General features: G+C 70.9%; 20 protein-coding genes, 3 tRNA genes and 1 pseudogene. 8 read left to right on the top strand and 16 right to left on the bottom strand.

Annotated features, from left to right (window positions below; all coding sequences use genetic code 11):
* Window positions 1–120: 120 nt before the first annotated feature.
* Genes Leucomu_RS02810 through Leucomu_RS02800 form a run of 3 tightly spaced genes read right to left on the bottom strand, consistent with a single transcriptional unit; the run spans window position 121 to window position 865 of the window.
* On the bottom strand, window positions 121–438 hold the full coding sequence (locus tag Leucomu_RS02810; protein WP_128386265.1) for a hypothetical protein: 318 nt from the start codon (window positions 436–438) through the stop codon (window positions 121–123).
* Window positions 435–626 (bottom strand): hypothetical protein, encoded by a 192-nt coding sequence (locus Leucomu_RS02805; RefSeq protein ID WP_128386264.1) that lies wholly within the window; start codon window positions 624–626, stop codon window positions 435–437. The genes Leucomu_RS02810 and Leucomu_RS02805 overlap by 4 nt, the downstream gene beginning before the upstream one ends.
* Entirely contained in the window at window positions 623–865 is a 243-nt protein-coding gene (locus Leucomu_RS02800) for a helix-turn-helix domain-containing protein (protein WP_128386263.1), read from the bottom strand. Before Leucomu_RS02800 ends, Leucomu_RS02805 begins: the two co-directional genes overlap by 4 nt.
* 104 nt (window positions 866–969) lie before the next feature.
* On the opposite strand from Leucomu_RS02800, the gene Leucomu_RS02795 reads away from it, so the two are divergent.
* Complete coding sequence (locus Leucomu_RS02795; RefSeq protein WP_128386262.1) at window positions 970–1,215, top strand: helix-turn-helix domain-containing protein; 246 nt, start codon at window positions 970–972, stop codon at window positions 1,213–1,215.
* A gap of 281 nt (window positions 1,216–1,496) precedes the next feature.
* On the opposite strand, the gene Leucomu_RS02790 is transcribed toward Leucomu_RS02795, so the two are convergent.
* From Leucomu_RS02790 to Leucomu_RS02755, 8 genes are all read right to left on the bottom strand, one after another.
* Window positions 1,497–1,569: transfer RNA gene (locus tag Leucomu_RS02790), tRNA-Phe, on the bottom strand.
* Window positions 1,570–1,633: 64 nt separating this feature from the next.
* Window positions 1,634–1,710 (bottom strand) — tRNA-Asp (locus tag Leucomu_RS02785).
* 30 nt (window positions 1,711–1,740) lie between these two features.
* A tRNA-Glu gene (locus Leucomu_RS02780) sits at window positions 1,741–1,813 on the bottom strand.
* Between the two features lie 184 nt (window positions 1,814–1,997).
* Window positions 1,998–2,282, bottom strand: a complete 285-nt coding sequence (locus Leucomu_RS02775; RefSeq protein WP_017882884.1) for a hypothetical protein — start codon at window positions 2,280–2,282, stop codon at window positions 1,998–2,000.
* 28 nt (window positions 2,283–2,310) lie between these two features.
* Window positions 2,311–3,705, bottom strand: a complete 1,395-nt coding sequence (locus Leucomu_RS02770; RefSeq protein WP_228407225.1) for a M18 family aminopeptidase — start codon at window positions 3,703–3,705, stop codon at window positions 2,311–2,313.
* The gene (locus Leucomu_RS02765; RefSeq protein WP_128386261.1) at window positions 3,698–5,278 is read right to left on the bottom strand and encodes a leucyl aminopeptidase family protein; all 1,581 of its coding nucleotides are present in this window, start codon (window positions 5,276–5,278) and stop codon (window positions 3,698–3,700) included. The genes Leucomu_RS02770 and Leucomu_RS02765 overlap by 8 nt, the downstream gene beginning before the upstream one ends.
* A 193-nt stretch (window positions 5,279–5,471) precedes the next feature.
* Complete coding sequence (locus Leucomu_RS02760; protein ID WP_128386260.1) at window positions 5,472–6,860, bottom strand: ABC transporter permease; 1,389 nt, start codon at window positions 6,858–6,860, stop codon at window positions 5,472–5,474.
* Window positions 6,857–7,642: an ABC transporter ATP-binding protein gene (locus Leucomu_RS02755; RefSeq protein WP_128386259.1), complete on the bottom strand. Its 786-nt coding sequence runs from the start codon at window positions 7,640–7,642 to the stop codon at window positions 6,857–6,859. Before Leucomu_RS02755 ends, Leucomu_RS02760 begins: the two co-directional genes overlap by 4 nt.
* 176 nt (window positions 7,643–7,818) lie before the next feature.
* On the opposite strand from Leucomu_RS02755, the pseudogene Leucomu_RS15895 reads away from it, so the two are divergent.
* From Leucomu_RS15895 to Leucomu_RS02745, 3 genes and pseudogenes are all read left to right on the top strand, one after another.
* A pseudogene (locus Leucomu_RS15895) lies at window positions 7,819–8,241 on the top strand (LLM class flavin-dependent oxidoreductase); the annotation flags it as partial.
* A gap of 166 nt (window positions 8,242–8,407) precedes the next feature.
* Window positions 8,408–8,881, top strand: coding sequence for a flavin-dependent oxidoreductase (locus tag Leucomu_RS15890; protein WP_407656649.1), 474 nt, complete (start codon window positions 8,408–8,410; stop codon window positions 8,879–8,881).
* A 106-nt stretch (window positions 8,882–8,987) separates the two neighbouring features.
* On the top strand, window positions 8,988–9,452 hold the full coding sequence (locus tag Leucomu_RS02745) for a GNAT family N-acetyltransferase (RefSeq protein ID WP_164884498.1): 465 nt from the start codon (window positions 8,988–8,990) through the stop codon (window positions 9,450–9,452).
* A 290-nt stretch (window positions 9,453–9,742) separates the two neighbouring features.
* Here the strand turns inward: Leucomu_RS02745 and Leucomu_RS02735 are convergent, their stop codons facing one another.
* Together Leucomu_RS02735 and Leucomu_RS02730 are read right to left on the bottom strand one after the other, a co-directional pair.
* Complete coding sequence (locus Leucomu_RS02735) at window positions 9,743–10,231, bottom strand: ASCH domain-containing protein (RefSeq protein WP_031289584.1); 489 nt, start codon at window positions 10,229–10,231, stop codon at window positions 9,743–9,745.
* A 62-nt stretch (window positions 10,232–10,293) separates the two neighbouring features.
* Entirely contained in the window at window positions 10,294–10,788 is a 495-nt protein-coding gene (locus Leucomu_RS02730; RefSeq protein WP_128386258.1) for an SRPBCC family protein, read from the bottom strand.
* Window positions 10,789–11,607: 819 nt separating this feature from the next.
* Between Leucomu_RS02730 and Leucomu_RS15255 the strand changes: the two genes are divergently transcribed.
* The 4 genes from Leucomu_RS15255 (at window position 11,608) to Leucomu_RS02705 (ending at window position 16,218) form a co-directional block, all read left to right on the top strand.
* Window positions 11,608–13,887: an ATP-binding cassette domain-containing protein gene (locus Leucomu_RS15255; protein WP_194294566.1), complete on the top strand. Its 2,280-nt coding sequence runs from the start codon at window positions 11,608–11,610 to the stop codon at window positions 13,885–13,887.
* Window positions 13,888–14,108: 221 nt separating this feature from the next.
* Window positions 14,109–14,840, top strand: a complete 732-nt coding sequence (locus Leucomu_RS02715; RefSeq protein WP_128386257.1) for a VIT1/CCC1 transporter family protein — start codon at window positions 14,109–14,111, stop codon at window positions 14,838–14,840.
* A gap of 188 nt (window positions 14,841–15,028) precedes the next feature.
* On the top strand, window positions 15,029–15,367 hold the full coding sequence (locus Leucomu_RS02710) for an MGMT family protein (protein ID WP_017882873.1): 339 nt from the start codon (window positions 15,029–15,031) through the stop codon (window positions 15,365–15,367).
* On the top strand, window positions 15,364–16,218 hold the full coding sequence (locus Leucomu_RS02705) for a LysR substrate-binding domain-containing protein (RefSeq protein ID WP_128386256.1): 855 nt from the start codon (window positions 15,364–15,366) through the stop codon (window positions 16,216–16,218). The genes Leucomu_RS02710 and Leucomu_RS02705 overlap by 4 nt, the downstream gene beginning before the upstream one ends.
* Window positions 16,219–16,376: 158 nt before the next feature.
* On the opposite strand, the gene ypfJ is transcribed toward Leucomu_RS02705, so the two are convergent.
* From ypfJ to Leucomu_RS02690, 3 genes are all read right to left on the bottom strand, one after another.
* Entirely contained in the window at window positions 16,377–17,267 is an 891-nt protein-coding gene (gene ypfJ, locus Leucomu_RS02700) for a KPN_02809 family neutral zinc metallopeptidase (protein ID WP_128386255.1), read from the bottom strand.
* A gap of 84 nt (window positions 17,268–17,351) precedes the next feature.
* Entirely contained in the window at window positions 17,352–19,421 is a 2,070-nt protein-coding gene (locus Leucomu_RS02695) for an acyl-CoA dehydrogenase family protein (RefSeq protein WP_128386254.1), read from the bottom strand.
* A 423-nt stretch (window positions 19,422–19,844) separates the two neighbouring features.
* Complete coding sequence (locus tag Leucomu_RS02690) at window positions 19,845–21,275, bottom strand: DEAD/DEAH box helicase (protein ID WP_323368300.1); 1,431 nt, start codon at window positions 21,273–21,275, stop codon at window positions 19,845–19,847.
* Window positions 21,276–21,289: the final 14 nt, after the last annotated feature.

Raw genomic sequence — 21,289 nt, 5'->3', positions numbered from 1 at the left:
GAAACGCTGTGTTTAGTTGTGCAGTGGATCCGACGCTGGTGAAGGCGACGGACCCGAAATTGGGTGTGCTGATGGAAGGCACCCACCCATGCGGGTGCCGAGAGAGAGGAAGTGGGGGCGCTACTCCTGCTTCACGCGCCACACCTTCGCGTGGTGCTTACGCCGGCGACCCCGCTGCGAGATCCGCATCGCGCCGGTGTCCTCCACCAGGCCCTGTACCACGAGCTCACTGCGCGCCGTACGTACGCGCTGCGGCGAGTAGTAGTCCTTGAGGTTGTCCTCGAGTTCGTAGTCCGTGCAGGGGCCAAGATCCTCGAGCAGCTCAAGCACCATCGCCTGAGAACCCACCAGATCCACCGACCGGCCCGCATCAACCGACGTGACCGGATCCGTCGAACGCGACCGCGGCATACCGCCGTCAAGAACCATGCTGCTCATCGCCCAACCTCCGGCTTATCAGTCGGGAGGGACTTCACCCAGCGCACGAGTTCACAATGCTCGATGATCGCCTTCGAGTTGGGGTAGCGCGCCTCGATAAGCCCACTGTTGATCTGGTCCCGGATGACGGTCCCAGAGAGGCCAGTCGTGGCGGCTGCGCCTTTGACGCTGTACGCGATCTCGCTCATGCTGCGAGCACCTCCGCAGCGCGCTGGGGAAGAAACCCGGTCGGGAGAAGCGTGAACGGTTCCACCCCGAGCGCTCGGGCAACTCGGAGAGTCTCGCTGACGGTGAAGTCGGTTCCACCGTTAAGCTTTCGCTTGAATGTAGTAAGAGCGATGCCCGATTTTTCTGCGGTCCACTTGATGGATCGCTCTGCATCGAGGCGGGCCTCTTCGATGAGTTCTGCCGCGGTCTTGGTTTCCATACGGACACTATAGGCACACGTTTGAGTACAGCGCAACGCTCATCGGAAAACTTTTTGGTCCAATTTGTGGACAAAAGTATCCAAGTTGGCGCTATGATGGACGCATGGGAACTTACGGAGACGCGTTCAATGCCGCTATTGCAGCAGAACTTAGAGCCGAGCGTGGCCGCAACAAGGTCACCATCGACTCTCTCGTTGCGGCCACGGGGCTCTCGAAGAGCGCTGTGTTGAACTACCTCAACAACAAGCGCGACATCCCGACGCCGGCATTCGTGGAGCTATGCCACGCGCTGGGCGTCTCCCCCAAGCTCGTCTTCGAGCGAGCTGAGGAAGCGATCGAGCAGGGCTGACGGGGGTATCCCGCAGAGCTTCGCTGCTTCAGCAATTCCACCAACTGTCGTCATCATTTAGCACTCCCGCGTCTATTCGAAACTATGTTCGAATCCTAGGCGCACCCTCCGACATTTACGAACCCAATACGGGGATGGATGTACATAGGGCGGTACTGCGGCCAGAAACAGAAAAAGCCCCGTGCGGATCGCTTTGATCCACGCGGGGCTTTAGCTTTAAAAATGTCTTCTGACCAGGTACAAAAGAACCCCCGCGATGTAGAAGCTACGCGGGGGTTCAGTGGCTCCGACCGGCATCGATCCGGTGACCTTTCGATTTTCAGTCGAACGCTCTACCAACTGAGCTACAGAGCCAGGCAATCACTTTCATGGCGACCGCCAGAGACGAAGAAACCCTTCCGTAGAAGGGTTCTTCGACTGGCGACCCTGACGGGACTTGAACCCGCGACCTCCGCCGTGACAGGGCGGCGCGCTAACCAACTGCGCCACAGGGCCATGGTGTATTCAATTGTATTCGGTGTTTAGTGACCCCAACGGGATTCGAACCCGTGCTGCCGCCGTGAAAGGGCGGTGTCCTAGGCCGCTAAACGATGGGGCCGAAGCGATTTCTCGCTTGCTACCGAGATATGATCTTATGCGGAGAAACGGGTGCAGTGCAAATCGGGTTCGAGAACTGCGCATCCCTGGCGTGTCGCGCCCGCTGTTCCCCGCGTGGAGCCACTGACACCGGCCCGCGACTCCGAGGAAAACGCCGCGCCGACGCCCAATGCTTCAGTCGCGCCTCAGCCGCCGAGCGCGCGCTGCACCCGATTCAGCGAGATGTTCTCGTGCAGCATGACTCCCGAGCTGGTGCGCTGCTCGAAGTGGTAGCCCATCTTGCCGCGCGACAGCATGCCGATGAGGTAGGGCTCGGTCGCGTTCCACATGATCCACGTCGGCTGCCCCGCCGCGTTCGTTCCGAGGTAGGTGATCTCGATGTCGCGCTCCCCGATACGCTGCACGCTGGGCATCAGCGCGTTGTGCGAGAGGGCGACGCCGGTGTGTCCCGTCTGCTGCATCTCACTCATAGCACGATCCTAGCGAACGTGGCCCGGATTATGACAGGGTTGAGAAAAACGCGCCAGTCGCCCGGGCGAGACCGTGAAGGTCGTCGACGTGGGCGAGTTCGCGCGCCGAGTGCATCGACAGCAGCGGCACGCCGACGTCGACGGTGCGGATGCCGAGGCGCGTCGCGGTGAGGGGCCCGATCGTGGAACCGCACGGCGACGTGTTGTTCGACACGAACTCCTGCGTCTGCACGCCGGCCGCCTCGCACACGCGCAGCCACAGGGCGGCGCCGTGGGCGTCGCTCGCGTAGCGCTGGTTGGCGTTCACCTTGAGCATCGGCCCCCGGCCGGCGAGCGGCTGCACTCGCGGGTCGTGCTTCTCGGGGTAGTTCGGGTGCACCGAGTGCCCGGCGTCGGCCGACAGGCACCAGGATCGGGCGAACGCGCGAGCGGAGTCTTCGACCGTCGCCTCGAGGCCCGCGCGGATGCGAGCCAGCACCTCCTCGAGGAACGGTCCGGAGGCGCCCGAGCGGGTCTCGGACCCGAGCTCTTCGTGGTCGAACGCGGCCAGCACCGAGATGGTGCCGGGGGCCGGCTCGGAGGCGAGCAGGGCGACGAGTCCCGCGACCGTCGAGCTGAGGTTGTCGAGGCGAGGCGAGGCGTACAGCTCGCCGTGCACGCCGATACGGGCGGGAGGCTGGGTGTCGTGCAGGCGCACGTCGGTTCCGGCGATCTCGTCGGCCGCGACGCCGGCCGCATCGGCCAGTAGCGCGAGCGCCGAGGGAGCGCCCGCTTCCGAGTCCGGATCGGAGCCCGCCCCAGAGCCCGCAGCGGGCACGAGCCCGATCACGGGCTGCGTGTGGCGCTGCCGGTCGAGCGTGAGGCCGGAGTTCGCCTCGCGGTCGAGGTGGATCGCGAGCTGCGGGATGCGGGCCACCGCCCCGGTGCGCACGAGGCGCTCGGTGCCGTCGCGGGTGACGATGCGACCGGCCAACTCGAGGTCGCGGTCGAGCCACGAATTGAGCAGCGGCCCGCCGTAGACCTCGACGCCCACCTGGCTCCACCCGTGCGCGGTGAAGTCGGGGCGCGGCTTGACCGTGAAGCCGGGCGAATCGGTGTGGCAGCCGAGCACCCGCACGGGGCTGTCGGCCGACACCTTCTTGCCGACGCGCCACGCGATCAGCGCGCCGTCGCGGCGCACGAAACCCCGCGATCCGTCGATGACCGCCTGCCACGCCTCGGTCTCGTCGTGGGCGCTGAAGTCGGCGGCCTCGAGTGCTTTCTGGAGCGCTGCGGCGGCGTGGTACGACGACGGCGCTTCGGCGATGAACTCTGAGAGGTAGTCGATGTAGGCGTCGCGATCCTTGAGCAGGTGCTGCGGGGCGCGCGCCGAGCGCCCGCCCCGGCGGGAGCGCCGAGACGCCGAGGGAGTCGACTCACTCATCGTCGGCGTCCGCCTCATCGATGTCGGTCTCGGGTGCGTCGACCTCTCCGGCGGGCTTCACGAAGCCGGCGGCGAACTCGGCGAGGAGTCGAGCTCCGAAGCCGGTCGAGCCGACCGAGCGCCACAGGTCGTCGCTCTCGGCCTGCATGGTGCCGGCGATGTCGAGGTGCCCCCACGGCAGCCCGTCGACGAACTCGTTGAGGAAGAGCGCGGCGAGGATCACGCCGGCGTACTGGCCGCCGATGTTCGAGAGGTCGGCGACGTTCGACTTGAGCTGGTCGCGGTAGCGGTGATCGAGCGGGAACCGCCAGATGTTCTCATCGGTGGCATCGGCGGCCGCCTGCAGCTGCTCGGCGACGGAGTCGTTATTGGCGAGCATCGCAGCGGTGCGGGTGCCGAGCGCCATCATCGCGGCGCCCGTGAGGGTGGCGATGTCGACGATCGCGTCGGGCCGGCGCTCTTCCTCGGTGGCGAGCACAAGGCCGTCGGCCATGACCAGGCGCCCCTCGGCGTCGGTGTTCTTCACCTCGACGGTCTTGCCGCCGCGGATCGTGAGCACGTCGCCGAGCTTGGTCGCGCTGCCCGAGGGCATGTTGTCGGTGCACATGAGCCAGCCGGTGACCGCGGTGGTGGTGCCGAGGTCGCGCAGGGCGGTCATCGACGCGAACACCGCGGCCGCGCCCATCATGTCGAACTTCATGGCCGCGTGCATCGCGTTCGACGGCTTCAGGCTGATGCCGCCCGAGTCGTACATGATGCCCTTGCCGATGAGCGCGAGATGGCCCTCGGCGTCGGCGAGCGCGGCGCCCTCGGGGCGGTACGAGACCTTGATCATGCGCGGCTCCTCGACACTGCCCGCGTTGACGCCGAGCAGGCCGCCCGTGCCGAGCTGCATGAGCGCCTCGCGGTCGAAGACCTCGACCTCGAGACCGAACTCGGGCGCGAGCAGCTCGACGACCTCGGCGAACTTGACCGCGCTGAGGTGGCGGGGCGGGGTGTTGGCCAGGTCGCGCGAGAGCGCGGCGGTGCGGGCGAGGATCAGCCCCCGCTCGACCCCGTACTCGGCGGCCTCGGCGTGCTGCTCGCCGATCTGCAGCATGAGCTCTTCGAGCGCGACCGTCTTCGGGTCGCTCTTCAGAGCGTCGTAACGGTATCGGGCGAGCACTGCACCCTCGATCGCGGCCTGCACGGCCACCTCGGCGTCCCAGTCGCCCGAGGCCAGCAGCTCGGTGAGATCGACCCCGATCCGGGCCTCCTCGCGCGCCGCGCGCGTGAAGGCCGCGACGGCGTCGCGCAGGCGCGCATCGCTGTCGATGCCCGCCTTGCCGGTGCCGACGAGCACCCGCAGCGGGGTGCCCGGCAGCAGCAGCGTCTGGTTCTCCGCGCCGGTGAAGCCAGCTGCGGCGAGCGCGTCGCGGCCGATCTCGGCGATGCTCTCGGGCAGCTCGCCCTCGGCGGGCACGAAGACCGCGAGAGCGCCGGGGTCGACCGGCGGCTGCGACGAGACGCTCACGCTTGTGGCGCGGGCGAGAGAGGGGACGGGATCGAATGCGGGATCAATCACAACGGTCATGGCTTCAGCCTAGTCGCGGCCGCCGACATTCTTCCGAGACGTTCGCGGGCGGCGTTGGCCGCTTCAGCGGGATCGTCACGGCCTGTCTCGAGCCGGGGTCGCTTCTGGCCGCGTCGGGGGCCGACGCGCAGCCAGAAGCACTCCCGATTCGCTCATGAGAGCGCGCAGCAGAACGGTGCGAGACGCGCAGCGCTCACTGCGCAGCGAGGGCGGCGATGGGAGACACCCGGATCGCGCGCCGGGCCGGTGCCGCCGCCGCGATGAGGGCGAGCGCGATCCCGCACACCACGATGCCGCCGATGATCGGCCACGGGATGGCCGGCGCCATGAGCCCCGTCTGGAACCCCAGCAGCGTCTGCGCCGCGGTCCATCCGTAGAACACTCCGAGCACGAGCCCGAAGACGAGGGCGGTGAGCGTCATCTGGGCGCTCTCGGCCAGCACCATGCGGCGCACCTGCGCCCCGGTGAACCCGAGCGCGCGCAGCAGGCCCAGCTCGCGGGTGCGCTGCAGCACGCTCAGCGAGAGCGTGTTGACCAGGCCGACGGCGGCGATGACTCCCGAGAAGCCGACGAGGCCCGTGAACACGCCGGTGGTGACGGCGAGGGTGGCCGTGAAGTCGGCCGCGAGGCGCGGGTCGCTCGCGAAGGCCTGCAGCGTCATCGTCTCATAGCTCGCGAGCGCCACCGCGAACATCGTGATGAGGGTCACGCCGATCACGAGGCCGATCGTGGAGCGGGCGCTGCGCTCCGGGAAGCGCACGGCGTTCGCCGCCGCCAACCGCCCCGACGGTCCGTTGCCCAGCGCCCGGCCCGAGATCCGCAGCAGCGGGGGCATCACGAAGTGGGCGCCGAGGGCGATGCCGGTGAACGAGAAGAGCCCGCCCATGAACGCGATGAAGAGCGCGAGCGGCGTCATGAGGCCGAGCACGATCCCGATCGCCAGCAGCGCGACCCCGATGATGAGCAGGATGACCGCCCACACCGTGCGCGCCGGGCGTCGTCCCGCGCGGTCGGCGGGCAGCTCGACGGCGGCCCCGGTCGCGGCGATCGGCGAGACGCGGCCCACGCGCCGCGATCCCGACCACGCCGCCACCCAGGTCGTGAGCGCGACGATCGCGACCGCGACGACTGTCAGCGGATCGAACAGCGGATAGTCCCGACCCGCGGGAAGCCAGCCCGCGTCCGGCCCCCACGTCACCGCGGCGGCGCACAGCGCCTCGGCGATCCCGAACCCGAGCACCGCGCCGAGCAGCCCCATCGCGAGCCCCTCCCCCGCGACCCGCGCGCGCACCCGCGCCGCGCTCGCGCCGATCAGCCGCAGCAGCGCGATCGTGCGGGTGCGGCCCGCGATGATGGTCGAGAAGGTGTTGGCGGTGACGATCGCCCCGACGTAGAGCGCGATCAGGATGAAGATGAGCGCCACCATCATCAGCACCACGCGGAAGGTGCCGCCCGCCTCGATCACGGCCGGGTCGATGGCGGCGGTGAGGATCCCGGTGAACAGGGTCAGCGTCACCGCGAACAGTGACGACAGCGCAGAGACGACGATGGTGGAGGCGTGCTCCCGGATCACGGCGATCATGCCGCGGCCCCGGATCCGGCGACGGCCACCGACTCGAGGTTCAGCATGGTCTCCGAGATCTGCTCGGCGGTCATCGCTTCGCGATCCGAGACGATGCGCCCGTCGGCGAGGAACAGGATGCGGTCGGCGTGGCTCGCCGCGATGGGGTCGTGGGTGACCATCGCGATGGTCTGGCCCGCGGTGCGGGTGGCGGATCGCAGCAGGCCGAGCACCTCGCGCCCGGTGCGGGAGTCGAGCGCGCCCGTGGGCTCGTCGGCGAAGATCACATCCGGCTGCGTGGCGAGGGCCCGCGCGATCGCGACGCGCTGCTGCTGGCCGCCCGACAGTTCGTGCGGGCGGTGCTTGAGGCGGTTCGCGAGGCCGAGCGTCTCGACGAGTGAACCGATGCGGTGCTGCTCCTCGGCGTTCGGGCGGCGCCCGTCGAGCTCGAACGGCAGCCGCAGGTTGCCCATGACGTCGAGCGTGGGCACGAGGTTGAACGACTGGAACACGAAGCCGATCCGGCGCCTGCGCAGCTTCGTGAGCGCGGCGTCGCCGAGGTTCGTGATCTCGTCGTCGCCCAGCCAGACGCGCCCCTCGCTGGGGCTGTCGAGGCCGGCCATGACGTGCATCAGCGTCGATTTGCCCGATCCCGAGGGTCCCATGATCGCGGTGAACTTGCCGCGCCTGATGCCGATCGAGACGTCGTCCAGGGCGGTGACCCGCTGCGGTCCCTCGCCGTAGTGCTTGCCGAGGTGGGCGACGCGCGCCACCAGTCCCATATCGCTCGAGTGAATCTCCATGCTTCGACGCTAGATTCGGCGCCCGGCGCGCGCGTCAGCCCTGGGTACCGCGGGGGTCGTCCCGCGGTACCGGCTTCGCGGCGCGCCCGTCGCGCGGGGGATTCGTGTCGCCAGGCGGGGCGGCGATCGATTTACATGCACGGGAATACAATTCGGGATCGGGTGTTGCACCCCGCATGAGAGCTTTCGGATTCCTGTCATTCGGGCACTACGGGCCGGTGCCCGGTTCGCGCGTTCGCACCGCGGGCGACATGCTGCACCAGACGATCGAGCTGGCCGAGGGGGCCGACGAGATCGGCGTGAACGGCGCCTACGTGCGCGTGCACCACTTCGCGCGGCAGGCGGCTTCGCCGATCCCGCTGCTCACCGCGATGGCCGCCCGCACCCGCCGCATCGAGGTGGGCACCGGCGTGATCGACATGCGCTACGAGAACCCCTTGTACTTCGCCGAGGAGGCGGCCGCGCTCGACCTCATCTCGGACGGCCGGATCGCGCTCGGCGTGAGCCGGGGATCCCCCGAGACCGCCCTGCGCGGCTACGAGGCCTTCGGGTACACGGGATCCGAGGATCCGCGCGGCGCCGACATCGCCCGAGACAAGTTCGAGCTGTTCCTGCGCGCGATCGACGGCGACGGCGTCGTCGACAGCGACCCGCAGATGCCCCCCCCCCCCCCCCCCCCCCGGCAGGCTCGCGGTCGAACCGAGGTCGCCCGGGCTGCGCGACCGCATCTGGTGGGGTGCGGGATCGCGGGACTCCGCCGAGTGGGTGGGCCGGCAGGGCCTCAACCTCATGAGCTCGACGCTGCTCACCGAGGCGACGGGGCAGCCGTTCCACGAGCTGCAGCGGGAGCAGATCGAGCGCTTCCGCGCGGCGTACCGCGAGGCCGGGCACACCGGATCGCCGCGCGTCTCGGTGAGCCGCAGCGTGTTCCCGCTGGTGAGCGAGCAGGACGAGATGTTCTTCGGCGTGCGGGGCCGCGACGGGCAGGATCAGGTCGGGATCATCGACGGCATCCGGTCCACGTTCGGCAAGACGTACGCCGACACCCCGGATCGCCTGATCGACCAGCTGCTCGCCGACGAGGCGGTGATGGCGGCCGACACGCTCATGCTCACGATCCCGAACCAGCTCGGCGTGGAATACAACCTGCACGTGCTGCAGGCCTTCGCCGAGCACGTGGCGCCCGCGCTCGGCTGGCAGCCGAACACGGAGGGGCCGGTTCGGGGAGACGCGGTCTGAGCTCACCTCCTCTCACCCCGCGACGGTGGTGGTGTGGAGCGCTGACGCAGCCTCCAGGCGAGGCTGCGGAGTACGCAGACGGTCACGCGGGTCATAGAATCGGCCCATGCGAGAAGGAGCCGCTCAGTTGAACATCCGAGCCGGCCGCGGCCCGCAGGAGCACGAAGCACTCATTGAAATCTGGCGCAGCGCGGTCCGCGCCACCCACGATTTCCTGGACGAATCCGACTTCGCTCGAATCGAATCTCATCTTGCATCGGACTACTTTCCCGCCGTGACACTCACTGTCGCCGAGAAGAACGGGCGACGCGTCGGGTTCGCGGGAGTGCGTGACGGCGCCCTGGAGATGTTGTTCGTCTCCGATGCCGTCCGTGGCGAGGGCGTCGGCTCGGCGCTTCTCGCCGAAGTCATCGAGAACCAGGCAGTCTCGAAAGTGGATGTGAACGAGCAGAACAGCGGAGCTCTCGGCTTCTACCTCAGTCGGGGCTTCGCGCAGATCGGCCGTAGCGAGCTCGATGGGGATGGCCGACCGTACCCGACCATTCACATGGCGCTTCAGACCGCACCCTGAACAGGTGAGGAGTTCGGGATCGAATCACTGTGCTGCTCCGATCCCGAACCGGCTCGGCGCGGCGTACAACCTGCGCGTGCTGCAGGCCTTCGCCGAGCACGCGGCGCCCCCGCCCGGCTGGCAGCCGCACACGGGGCCAGTTCGGGGAGACGCGGTGTGAACTCTCGCCGAGCGGCGGGTTTCGCATGCGCCGCTGAGCAGATGGGTGCGAAATCCGCCGCTCGGTCGATCCCCGCCGGGTCTCACCGAGCTCGGAGGCCTGCCCGCACGCACCGAGATCAGCGGCTATGTCAGGGGCGAGCGGTCGAGGCCGCTCGCCCCTCGGCGTACCTCAACTTCAGCCGCTCGCAGACGATCGGCATGCGGGACTCGAACCCCCTCGGACTCGCGGAGTAGGCGCGCCAGTAGTGCTCGTGCACCTCGCGCCACTGCGCGAGGCTGCGGTCGCCCTCCCCCTCCGCGAAGGCGTGCGACTCGGACACCTCGTCGAACGCGACGACCTCGACCGCGGTCGTCTCGAGCAGCGCGCGCGGCACTCCGCGACCGTCGAGGATGATGCTCAGCTCGCCGACGCCGGGCACCGGATCGCCCGTGTGCTCAAGGTCCCAGAGCGACGAGGCCGTCGCGGTCTTCGTGCCCTCGAGCACGAGAGCCAGCAGACCATCGGCGTGATCCGGTGTCGCGCCGAACGCCCAGGCCTCGGGCACCGCCTCAGGCAGGCCCGGAAGCGCGGTGCGGACCTCGGCCCAGAACTCTTCGACGGTCGGGGATGCGCTCATCCCGGTCAGCATACTCGGCGACGCAGGCCCCAGCGCCGCGAGCGTGCGCCACGGCGCCCCCGCTAGGGGCGCATCGCGAGGTAGGCCTCGCGCATCGCCGGGTAGTAGCTGTCGAAGCTGGGGCGCTCGGTGCCCTGGGTGGCGGCGACGAGCAGGTCGAGGTAGTACTCCCAGCCCGGCCCGATCTCGCCGACCTCGTCGGTGGTGTCGAGGTGGTGCACGAGCGTGAGCAGCGAGTCGTCGCCGTCGCGCTCGACGAGCAGCTCCAGGTGCCAGCCGCCGACCTCGTCCTCGGCTTTGAGCACGAGCCGCTCGAAGGGGTCGCACGCGAGGATGCGCACGCCGATCGCCGGTTCGTGATCCTCGAACCGCATGCGCACGCGCACCGCGCCTCCGGCGCGCCCGTCGCCCTCCCAGGGCCCGAACCACTGCTCGGTGAGCTCCGAGTCGGTGAGGTAGGCCCAGGCCTCCTCGACGGGCAGCGCGAGCGAGCGCACGAGCGCGAGATCCGCGCCCCGCCCCGTCGGTTCGATCCGTCCGCTGGTGTCCATCGTCATGCCGCTCTCCCATCGCCGTGCAGGTCTCCAGCGTACGCCGCCCCGGGCCGGAGGGCGCGCGCTGCGCCGGGGCCGATGGGCGCGCAGCGCACCCGGGCGCTCCTGCTCGGCCGGTCACGCGTTCGGGCCCTCCGGCTCCGCATCGATCGCCCCACCGCCCGCGCACCGCCCGCGCGCCGGTCGTGTGCGGTTCGCGCCCCGCCCGCACCGTCCGTGCGCCGTCCGCGCACCGATCGAGCTTCATGCACCTCGATCCGGGCGGATCCGGTGCGTGAAGCTCGATCGGTGCGGCTGGGTCGCTGCGATGCCGAGGGCCCAGGGGTCGGGGCGCGGGTGGCGCCGTGGAGCGGGCGGGAAGCGGGGAGCGGGTGGGGGCGGGACCGGATCGCAGCGAGAGCCATGGCCGGAACACGGCGACGGCCCGATCGCGGCAGGCTAGAGCACGGCGGCTCGGTGACAGGCCGGATCCCGGCAGGGGCCCGGATCCCGGTGACCCGGGCCCCGGCGCCGAGCCGGGTCTCGGTGGACCGCCCCGAACCCGCACTTGCGCACCCGCACCCTGTCTGGCGTACACTCGGGGGCGTGAAGAACTAACGCAGCCTCAATCCCCGTTCCGGTTCCGCTGCGCGCTGAGCGCGCCAGGGTCGATGCCACGGGATGCTGCGTGATCACCTCGGGCCCGCCGCGCCGCGCGCGGCTGCAGCGCCCGCCCGCGCGATCCGAGCCGCCATACGCGCGCCTCACGACGCGGGATCGGCGACCCGTCTCACGCGCACCCCGGCCACCCTGCGGAGCACCCGATTCCGAGAGGCGGCCACCATGCCCGCATCGAACACCACCCCAGACCTCGCAGCCGCGACCCGTGCGGCGTCCCGCTCCGCATCCGACGGCGCGGGGTCGGCGCCCGGCACCGCGCACCTGATCGTCGACGGCGTCTCCCGCTCCTACGGCGACCGCCGCGTACTCAGCGATATCTCGTTCACGGCGAAACCGGGCGATCGCATCGGCCTGATCGGTGAGAACGGCACCGGCAAGTCGACCCTGCTGCGCATCCTCGCGGCGGCGGGAGGATCGGCGGGAGGCCCGGCAGGAGACACAGCGGCAGGCCGGGCAAGCTCCGAAGACCCTCCGGCACGCACCGTGGGAGGCCCGGCTGACGATCCCGGATCGCGCCCCGACTCCGGCACCGTCGCGCTGCCGGGCTCGGTCGGCCTGCTCGCCCAGCAGCTGCCCTACCCCGACGAGACGCCGCTCGGCTGGGTGCTCGACGACGCCCAGCGCACCGCGCTCGACGCGCTCGAGCGCATCGAGCGGCTCGGAGAGCGCTTCGCTTCCCACCCCGACGACCCCGAGGTCGCCGACGCCTACGCTCTCGCGCTCGAGGACGCCGAGCGCACGAGCGCCTGGTCGACCGCGGCTCGCCGGGGCGAGATCCTCTTCGGGCTGGGGCTCGGCGGCATCGCCGAGGGCCGCCCGATCGGCGAGCTGTCGGGCGGGCAGCGGCTGCGCCTGGCGCTCGCGGCACTGCTGCTCACCGCGCCGCAGACCCTGCTGCTCGACGAGCCGTCGAACCACCTCGACGACGCCTCGGCCGCCTACCTCGAGCGGGTGCTCGCCGGCTGGCCCGGCATCGTGATCGTCGCGAGCCACGACCGCGCGCTGCTCGACGCGGTGAGCACGCGCATCCTCGATCTCGACGCGCTGCCCCTTCCCGCACAGGTGCTCGCGGACGCGGAACCGGTGGCGAGCGCCGGACGGGTCGGGGCGGCGGGACTCGCCGCGCACTCGCCAGACTGGGTTGCGATCGCGGCAGAGGCGAGCGCAGCGGAGACGCATGGTGCGGAGCGCGCAGTCGAGGGCTCCGGCGCCTCGGGGTCGGGATCCGGCGCGGCCGCATCCGGCATCGGCTCGGGCTCCGGGTCCCTCACGGGATCGGGATCCGGCACCGGCTCCCGATCCGGGTCCGCACCGAGTTCCCGTCCCCTCTCGGCGCCCGGGCCGCACGATTCCCTCCCGGCGGGTCCCGTGACCGACGACCCGGGCTCGGGTTTCGGCGTGCGGCTCTGGGGAGTCGGCTACTCGGCGGCACGCGCCGCGCGGCAGGCGGAGATGGAGCGCTGGCGCGCCCGCTACGCCGCCGAGACGGCCGAGCGCGAGGCGCTGATCCACGAGATCGAGGTCGGATCGCGCGAGGTGAACCGCAAGCACGAGTCGAAGTCGGAGGCGAAGATCACGCGCAAGTTCTACGCCGACAAAGACGCTCGCGTCACCGCCCGACGCGCCCGCAACGCGCGCGTGCGCCTCGACGTGCTCGAACGGGAGCGGGTGCGACGCCCGCCCGAGCCGCTGCGCTTCGCCGGGTTCGGGGCGGCGGCTCCCCGGGAACGCGGTGTACCGCACGGACAGGGTCTCGCACCGCGCGGCAGTTCATCGCCGGGTGACGGGCGGGCGGGAGGCGCGGTGGCGGAGCTCGATCCGACCCGATCCGCCGACGCTCGCGGCGAAGCTTCACCGTCCGCACTCATCCGCGCGGACCGGATCGCCCTCGCCGGGCGGCTGCGGCCGACCTCCTTCGAACTGCCGACCGGGGGCCGGCTCATGCTCACGGGGCCGAACGGCTCGGGCAAGTCGACGCTGCTCGCGATCCTCGCCCACCGCCTCGACCCCGATCGCGGCGAGCTCGAGATCGCGTCGCACGCACGCGTCGGCTACCTGCCGCAGGAGGTCGAGTTCGAGCACGCGGACCGCTCGGCGGAGCGCGTCTACCGCGACGCGGTCGGCGTCGACACCGCCGACGCGCTGCCGCTGCACGAGACCGGCCTGCTGGCGAGGCGCGACGTTGTCCGGCCCGTCGGCGCGCTCAGCGTGGGCCAGCGCCGACGGCTCGCCCTCGCGGCGCTCGTCGCCGATCCGCCCGACGTGCTGCTGCTCGACGAGCCCACGAACCACCTCTCCCTCACCCTGGTCGAGGAGCTCGAGACGGCGCTGCGCGAGTTCACCGCGAGCCCCGCGGCGAGCACCGGGCTCGTGATCGCGACGCACGATCGCTGGCTGCGCTCGCGCTGGGAGGGCGAGGTGCTGGATCTCGCCGGCGAGTGAGCCGGGAACCGCGATCGGGCGCGCGCCGGTGCATCGACGGAACGCGTACCCGAGGGATCGAGTTCGTCTGGGCGAACTCGATCCCTCGGGTATTCGACCTTGGATCAGGGCTTCTCCCTCTCGTCGCAACCTTGCTACGGTTGCTGCGGTCGCGCCGAATCCAGCGCCGCTCAGGTCGCGCCGCACCCGGCGCGCACCCTCCCCACGACCCCGAGGTGTTCATGAACGACGGACCCATCGACATCGCCAACCCGCACGACTACGATCACACGCACTCGTCGTCGGCGGGGTCGGGCTGGCTGCGCGCATCGGTGTTCGGCGCGATGGACGGGTTGGTGTCGAACATCGGCCTCATCTCGGGCATCGCCGCAGCGGGCGCGAGCCCGGGGATCATCGCGATCACGGGCGTCTCCGGTCTCATCTCGGGCGCGATCTCGATGGCGCTCGGCGAGTACACCTCGGTGCGCACCCAGAACGAGCAGCTGGCGGTCGAAGTGCAGACCGAACGCGACGCGCTCGACCGCAACCCGGTCGGCGAGCAGGCCGAGCTCACGGTGATGTTCGAGCACCTGGGCATGTCGCCGCAGACCGCGAGCGACGCGGCCACGCAGGTGCACGCGAACAGCGAGCAGGCGCTGAAGGTGCATCTCGCGCACGAGCTCGGGCTGAGCCCCGACGACCGCCCCTCGCCGCTCGTGGCGGCCGGGTCTTCGTTCGCCGCGTTCAGCGTGGGCGCAATCATCCCGGTGCTTCCGTTCCTGCTGGGTTTCGGCACGCTCTGGTGGGGGCTCGTCTTCGGCGGCGCGGGCCTGCTAGCGGCCGGTTTCACCGCCGCCCGCTTCACCGACCGCAACCCGTTCTCGGGCGCGCTGCGGCAGCTGGTGTTCGGCGGCATCGCCGTCGCGGCGACGTATCTCGTCGGCACGCTGCTCGGGGTCTCCTCGCTCGGATAGCGGCCGGGGATCCCGACCCGAGTCCGCCCCGCCCCGCCCCGAGTTCCTCGCCCCATCGAGACGGCCCATTCGTATCGACCCGGCACGGAATTCGCGCGAATCGCAGGCCGACTCGATACGAATCGGCCGACTCGATGAGCTGCGAAGCACGGCGCCCCCCGGTCGCCTCGAGCGCGTACCCTGGTGCCATGCCCAGTGCGGAGTTCGTCGAAGCCGTGCTCGACGTGGTCGAGCGCATCCCCGCCGGCCGCGTGATGACCTACGGCGATGTGGGGATCGCGATCGGCTCGGAAGCGCCGCGCGCCGTCGGTCGTGTGATGGCCCTGTACGGGCACGCGGTGCCGTGGTGGCGGGTGGTGCCCGCCAGCGGGCTGCCGCCCCAGGGGCACGCCCGGCTCGCCCACCCGCACTACGTCGAGGAGGGCACACCGCTCAGGCACGTCGAGTCTCCGGAGCGCTACCGCATCGCGCTCTCCACGGCACGGCTCCCGTACACGCACGAGATCTACGCGAAAATAGCGCTGTGAACGACGCCGAACTTCCCTCAGCCCCCGCCGACGACACGGGCGCGCTGCGCCTGGGCTTCACTCGGGGCACCGCTCCCAGCAAGTGGGCGAAGCGCTGGGAGCGGGCCGGCGGCGACCCCCTCGAACTGGTGCCCGTCGAGACGGCCTTCGGTCGGAAGGCCGAGGCGCAAGGGGTCGACGTGATGCTCGAGCGCACGCGCGCGGGCGAGCGCCCGGAGGGCTCGTCGGAGCCCGACCGCAGCCGCCACGCGATGCTGCTCTACACGGAGGCCGTGGCGCTCGTGGTGCCCGCCGACCACGAGCTCGCCGAAAGCTCCGAGATCTCGGTGGGCGACCTCGAGCTGGTGCCGCTGCTCGACCACCCAGATCACTTCCCCCAGTGGCCCGCCGCGCGGTCGTGGGAGGACCCTTCCTGGATGCCGACCGGTGTGAAGGCCGCCCTCGAACTCGTCGCGACCGGCGCCGGCGCGATCCTGCTCCCCCTTCCCCTCGCCCGGCACCTGAGCGACAAGCGCGCCCATGCCGTGCTGCCGGTGACCGGAGAGCCCGAGCTCGCGGGCAGCGGGATCTGGGCGAGCTGGGACGTGGATCGCGACGCTGCCGATGTGCAGCAGCTCGTGGGCATCATGCGCGGCCGCACGGCCCGCAGCTCCCGGCCCGCGGCCGCAGCTGCCGATGGCTGGACGGGCGCCAACGGCAGGAAGCCCGCGAAGCAGGCGCGCCCGAAACCGGCGGCGAAGAAGGCGGGCCCCAAACCGGGCTCGCGCGGCGCGCAGCTCGCGGCGGCGAAGGAGAAGGCCGAGCGCGCGAAGGCGCTGCGCCGAGCGGAGAAGAAGCGCAAGCGCCGCTGAGCACGATGCGACTCGCCGGGCGGGACCATCCGCTCGGGCCGGACGAGCCGGGACGGGCTGTCGGTTCTCGATGGCCCGCCGAGCATGTCTGTGCGGAGCCGGGCAGGCCGGTGCGCAGCCGGGCGAGCCCTGCACAGCGTGCGGCGCGCCCGTCCGGCCTACAGCTCCGAAGCGGGCACGTCGAAGGTACCGCACGCGCCGGGGCCGCTGCGGTAGCCCTCCTGGAACCAGCGCTGGCGCTGCTCGGATGTGCCGTGCGTGAACCGCTCGGGGTTCACCGGGGCGCCGGCCGACTCCATGATGTGGTCGTCGCCCACGGCGGCCGCAGCGCTCATGGCATCGGCGATCTGCTGCTGCGTGACGGGCTGCAGGAAGGGCACACCCGCGTCGTCGGTGACGGTGGACGCATTCTTCCCCCAGGCGCCCGCGAAGCAATCGGCCTGCAGCTCGAGGCGCACCGACCCCGACGCGGGCCCGGATTCGCGGCCCGTCTGCTGCAGCGTGCCGATGAGGTTCGAGATGTGGTGGCCCCACTCGTGGGCGAGCACGTACATCTGGGCGAGCGACCCGTCCGACGCGCCGTAGTCGCTGCTCAGCGTGTCGAAGAAGGCGACGTCGAGATAGATCGACTCGTCGGAAGGGCAGTAGAACGGGCCCGTCGCAGACGAAGCGGCGCCGCACGCCGACTGGGTCTGGCCGTCGTAGAGCACCACTTCCGCGGGTGCACGATAGCCGTCGACCTCGCCCGTCCAGAAGCGATCGAGGGAGTCGGCCGTGGCCGCCATGCGACACTCGGCGTCTTCGTTCGCGTCGGCGCCGGTCTCGCAGCCGGGCAGCGCCTCGGAGCGCTCGCCCGAGAGGGAGCTGCCGCTGATCAGCTGGTCGACCACGGGCGCGAACGGCAGCAGGTTCACGCCGAACAGCTGCGAACCGAGCGCGAGCAGCAGCGCGACCCCCACACCGCCGCCCGCGATCAGGCCGCCTCGCCGCGCGCCGCTGCGCTTCGACACTCGTCCGGTATCGATGCGAGCGTTGTCGTTGAAGGTCATGCCCCACCTGCCCTGTGAACGGAACCGATCTGCCGTGCCTCCAACTCTATGCCGCGGGGCGGGCGTTCACGAGCCCGCGCGCTGCTAGTCGGCCTTCTTCTTCGCGCGGTAGAGATCCTTCTCATGCATCGGCCAGGTGCCAGCCGCGCGCTGCGCTTCGACGTAGGCGTGGGCCTCCTCCTGGCGCTCGCCCTCGATGCCCGTGGCGATCTCGGCGCGCAGCAGCTCGGGGCTGAGACCGAAGGCCTCGACGAGGTCGAGGGCGTGCGGGCGCAGCCGACCGATGAGGCGGTCGATGTAGGCGGTGACGGCTTCGGCGCGCTGGCCCGAGATGCGGCCGTTCACGAGGTACCAGGAGGCGTTGCTCTCGATGAGTCCGAAGCCGAAGAGATCGCGCAGCCAGGTCAGCACCTGACGGGAGCCCTCGTCGTCGATCTGCTCGACCGCCTCGGTGAAGGCCTCCCACTGCAGCAGCTCGGCGTGGGCGCGGGCGGCCGCGATGAGCTTGTGCTGCTGCGCGTTGAAGGCGTCTTCGGCGGCGATGGCACGGGCGCGCTTGTCGTCCTTCGGCGTGTTCTTGGTGGCCTCGCGCAGCGCCATCGCGATCTCGGAGATCATGGTCTGCACGCGGTCGGCGAGCAGCTCCCGCTGCGCCTCGGGGCTGCGCAGGCTCTCGACCGATCGCGCCATCTGGCCGAGGTCGAAGATGCTCTGCCCCACCTGGCGCAGGCCGAAGCGGCTGACCCGCCCGCCCAGCTGGCTCGCGGCCGCCTTGATGAGAGCGGCCCGGTCGGCGCCCTTGAACTGCTCGGCGTAGTCGGTGAGCAGGCGCTTGCCGACGAGCTGCAGCAGCACGTTGTTGTCACCCTCGAAGGTCACGTAGATGTCGAGGTCGGCGCGCAGCCCGGTCACGCGATTCTTGGCCATGAAGCCGGCGCCGCCGCAGGCCTCGCGCACCTCCTGCAGCGTGTCGAGCGCGGCCCAGGTGGAGAGGGGCTTCAGCGCCGCGGCCAGGGTCTCGAGGTCCTCGCGGTTCTCGGGGGTGTCTCGTGCACCCGAGAACACCTCGTCGAAGACGGTGAGCAGCCGTTCGTCGGCGAAAGCCATGGCGTAGCTCTGGGCCAGCCGCGGCAGGAGCCTCCGCTGGTGCAGGCCGTAGTCGAGCAGCACGGTCTCGCGGCCGGAGGCCCCGGGGAACTGGCGCCGCTCGCTGCCGTAGCGGATGGCGATCGCGAGCGCGGCCTGCATCGCCCGCACCGAGGACCCGTCGAGGGAAACGCGACCCTGCACGAGCGTGCCGATCATGGTGAAGAAGCGGCGGCCGGGGCTCTCGATCGCCGAGGAGTAGGTGCCGTCGGCGGCGACGTCGCCGTAGCGGTTGAGCAGGTTCTCACGGGGGATGCGCACGTGGTCGAAATGCAGGCGCCCGTTGTCGATGCCGTTGAGGCCGCCCTTCACCCCGTCGTCTTCGCTGCCCACGCCGGGCAGCATCTCGCCGTCGGGCGTGCGGATCGGCACGAAGAAGGCGTGCACGCCGTGATTGACGCCGCGCGTGATGAGCTGCGCGAAGACGACCGCGGCCTGCCCGTGCAGCGCCGCGTTGCCGAGGAACTCCTTCCACGCGCCCGTGAAGGGCGTGTGGATCTCGAACTCCTCGGTCTCGGGATCGTAGGTGGCCGTGGTGCCGATCGAGGCGACGTCGGAGCCGTGCCCGATCTCGGTCATGGCGAACGCGCCGGGCAGTTTGAGGCTCATCACGTCGGGCAACCACCGCTCGTGGTGCTTGCGCGTGCCGAGGTGCAGGATCGCCGCGCCGAAGAGCCCCCACTGCACGCCGCTCTTGATCTGCAGCGACGGGTCGGCGAGCACCAGCTCTTGGAACGCCGCGATGTTGCCGCCGTGGTTGTCGCTGCCGCCGAGATCGGTCGGGTAGGCGCGCTGGATCGCGCCCTCCTCGACCAGGATGCCGAGCTGTTCGAGCACGCGCTCGCGGTGCTCGGCCATGGGCTGGCCGGGGATCGTGTGCAGGCGGGGGTCTTCGGCGAGCCGGCGCGACTCGAGCCGCTCCTTCTTCCAGCGGCCGAGCAGGGCGTCGCCGACCCGCTCGATGTCGATGCGGGCGCTGGTGGACTGCGGCGTGATGGTGACGCTCATCGATGCTCCTTCGACGTGATGCGCGGATGCGCGGCGCCGTGCGCCCGCGATCCGCTGACCTGCTGCCAGGCTAGGGGGCACCACCGACAGCGACAACCGGCCGCCGCGCTCCCCACAATCGGAGCCGCGGCCGACCCCGCACATCGTTGTGCGGTCTCTCCAAAAACAGGGTTCTGTTCCTGGAGATCATCTCCACTCTCGAAGCGTCCGCATGTTCTGCCCCACCCCCGAGTTCACGCAGCGGCACCGATCGAGCCGGCAGCACCTCGATCCGCCGGGAAGAGGTGCTCCGAGGTGGATCGGTGCGGTGAGCTGCCGCGGGAGCGCGCCCAGTGCCGTGTCCCGCCCAGCGTCGCCGCCGCCCGCCAGCGTCGCATCGACCGCCCAGCGCCCCGCCCCGCCGGCCCGGCCCGCCGCCCGGAGCTACGGGGTCGTCGGATCGTCGCCGGGCTCGTGGTCGCCGAAGGAGGCGGGCACGATCTCGGCCTGCCCGAGCAGTTCGCGCGTGCGCTTCTGCCTGGTGCGCGGGATCACCGTGAGCACGAGCCCGTCGCGGCCTGCCCGCGCCGTACGGCCCGCGCGGTGCAGGTAGGTCTTGTAGTCGTCGGGCGGGTCCGCCTGCACCACGAGGTCGACGTCGTCGACGTGGAGGCCTCGCGCAGCCACGTCGGTCGCCACGAGCACCGACGCCTTGCCCGAGGCGAAGCGCTCGAGGTTGCGCTCGCGCCTGGCCTGGCTGAGGTTGCCGTGCAGCGCGGTGACGCGCAGCCCGGCCTCGTCGAGCATCTCGGCGAGGCGCTCGGCGTAGGCGCGCGTGCGGCAGAACACCATGATCCGCCCGGGGCGCGACGCGAGTTCGACGAGCACGCGGTCCTTGTGCTCCCGCAGCACGATGAGCACGCGGTGCTCGGCCTCGCTCACCGCTTCGCCCCCGACCTCGTGCACGGCGGGATCGCGCAGGAACTCCGACACGAGATCCGAGACGCCGCTGTCGAGGGTGGCCGAGAACAGCAGCCGCTGCCCGCCGCGCACCGTGTCGCGCAGCACTCGCTGCACGGGCTCGAGGAACCCGAGCTCGCACATGTGGTCGGCCTCGTCGATCACCGAGACGAGCACCTCGCGCAGGTCGAGCTTGCGGCGGTTCACGAGGTCGCGCACGCGCCCGGGCGTGCCGATCACGATGTCGACGCCGCGCTCGAGCGCGTGCATCTGGGGGTCGAGGGGAACGCCGCCCACCAGCTGCGCGGTGAAGAATCCGACGGAGCGGGCGATCGGCTGCACCGTGCGGTCGATCTGCAGGGCGAGCTCCCTCGTGGGGGCGAGGATCAGGGCCTTCGGGTTGCGGGGAGGCCGCTTCGGCGCCCCCTGACGCTCACCGCGGCGGAGTCGATCGCGCGAGGCGGCGCCGTCGCCCGCGAAGGCGCCCTCCGCCTTCAGTTTCAGCAGCCGCTCGACCACGGCGGCGCCGAACGCGATGGTCTTGCCAGATCCGGTGCGGGCCCGGCCGAGCACGTCGCGACCGGCGATCGCGTCGGGGATCGTCGCGGCCTGGATGGGGAACGGCTGCTCGGCGCCGAGCTCGGCGAGCACGCGCACGATGTTCGGCCCGAGGCCGAGGTCTCCGAAGGCGACGCCCTCCGCGTCGGCGGCGGTGATGAGGCGGGCGTCGAGCCGCTCGAGCACGGGGGGCTCGGCGGGGCGGGGTCCGCCCGCCACCCGCTCGGCCTGTCCAACGGCTCCGAACGCGTAGACGCGCGCCTGATCGCGCCGTTCGCCGGGGCCCGGAGCTCCCTCGCGCCCCGCCCCGCCCGAGCCCGCCGCGCGAGCCGCGCGGTCGGAACGGTCCTCGCGCACCGGCCGGCTCTCCG

It is taken from the genome of Leucobacter muris (assembly GCF_004028235.1).
In the GTDB taxonomy this organism is placed as follows: Bacteria; Actinomycetota; Actinomycetes; order Actinomycetales; family Microbacteriaceae; genus Leucobacter; species Leucobacter muris.
Note: the sequence above shows the minus strand (reverse complement) of the source record. Positions and strands in the feature narration are given on the sequence as shown.

Excerpts from the sequence above, each read along its gene's own strand:
- Leucomu_RS02810 (WP_128386265.1), bottom strand. The coding sequence starts at position 438 with ATGAGCAGCATGGTTCTTGACGGCGGTATGCCGCGGTCGCGTTCGACG.
- Leucomu_RS02805 (WP_128386264.1), bottom strand. The coding sequence starts at position 626 with ATGAGCGAGATCGCGTACAGCGTCAAAGGCGCAGCCGCCACGACTGGC.
- Leucomu_RS02800 (WP_128386263.1), bottom strand. The coding sequence starts at position 865 with ATGGAAACCAAGACCGCGGCAGAACTCATCGAAGAGGCCCGCCTCGAT.
- Leucomu_RS02795 (WP_128386262.1), top strand. The coding sequence starts at position 970 with ATGGGAACTTACGGAGACGCGTTCAATGCCGCTATTGCAGCAGAACTT.
- Leucomu_RS02775 (WP_017882884.1), bottom strand. The coding sequence starts at position 2,282 with ATGAGTGAGATGCAGCAGACGGGACACACCGGCGTCGCCCTCTCGCAC.
- Leucomu_RS02770 (WP_228407225.1), bottom strand. The coding sequence starts at position 3,705 with ATGAGTGAGTCGACTCCCTCGGCGTCTCGGCGCTCCCGCCGGGGCGGG.
- Leucomu_RS02765 (WP_128386261.1), bottom strand. The coding sequence starts at position 5,278 with ATGACCGTTGTGATTGATCCCGCATTCGATCCCGTCCCCTCTCTCGCC.
- Leucomu_RS02760 (WP_128386260.1), bottom strand. The coding sequence starts at position 6,860 with ATGATCGCCGTGATCCGGGAGCACGCCTCCACCATCGTCGTCTCTGCG.
- Leucomu_RS02755 (WP_128386259.1), bottom strand. The coding sequence starts at position 7,642 with ATGGAGATTCACTCGAGCGATATGGGACTGGTGGCGCGCGTCGCCCAC.
- Leucomu_RS02745 (WP_164884498.1), top strand. The coding sequence starts at position 8,988 with ATGCGAGAAGGAGCCGCTCAGTTGAACATCCGAGCCGGCCGCGGCCCG.
- Leucomu_RS02735 (WP_031289584.1), bottom strand. The coding sequence starts at position 10,231 with ATGAGCGCATCCCCGACCGTCGAAGAGTTCTGGGCCGAGGTCCGCACC.
- Leucomu_RS02730 (WP_128386258.1), bottom strand. The coding sequence starts at position 10,788 with ATGACGATGGACACCAGCGGACGGATCGAACCGACGGGGCGGGGCGCG.
- Leucomu_RS15255 (WP_194294566.1), top strand. The coding sequence starts at position 11,608 with ATGCCCGCATCGAACACCACCCCAGACCTCGCAGCCGCGACCCGTGCG.
- Leucomu_RS02715 (WP_128386257.1), top strand. The coding sequence starts at position 14,109 with ATGAACGACGGACCCATCGACATCGCCAACCCGCACGACTACGATCAC.
- Leucomu_RS02710 (WP_017882873.1), top strand. The coding sequence starts at position 15,029 with ATGCCCAGTGCGGAGTTCGTCGAAGCCGTGCTCGACGTGGTCGAGCGC.
- ypfJ (WP_128386255.1), bottom strand. The coding sequence starts at position 17,267 with ATGACCTTCAACGACAACGCTCGCATCGATACCGGACGAGTGTCGAAG.
- Leucomu_RS02695 (WP_128386254.1), bottom strand. The coding sequence starts at position 19,421 with ATGAGCGTCACCATCACGCCGCAGTCCACCAGCGCCCGCATCGACATC.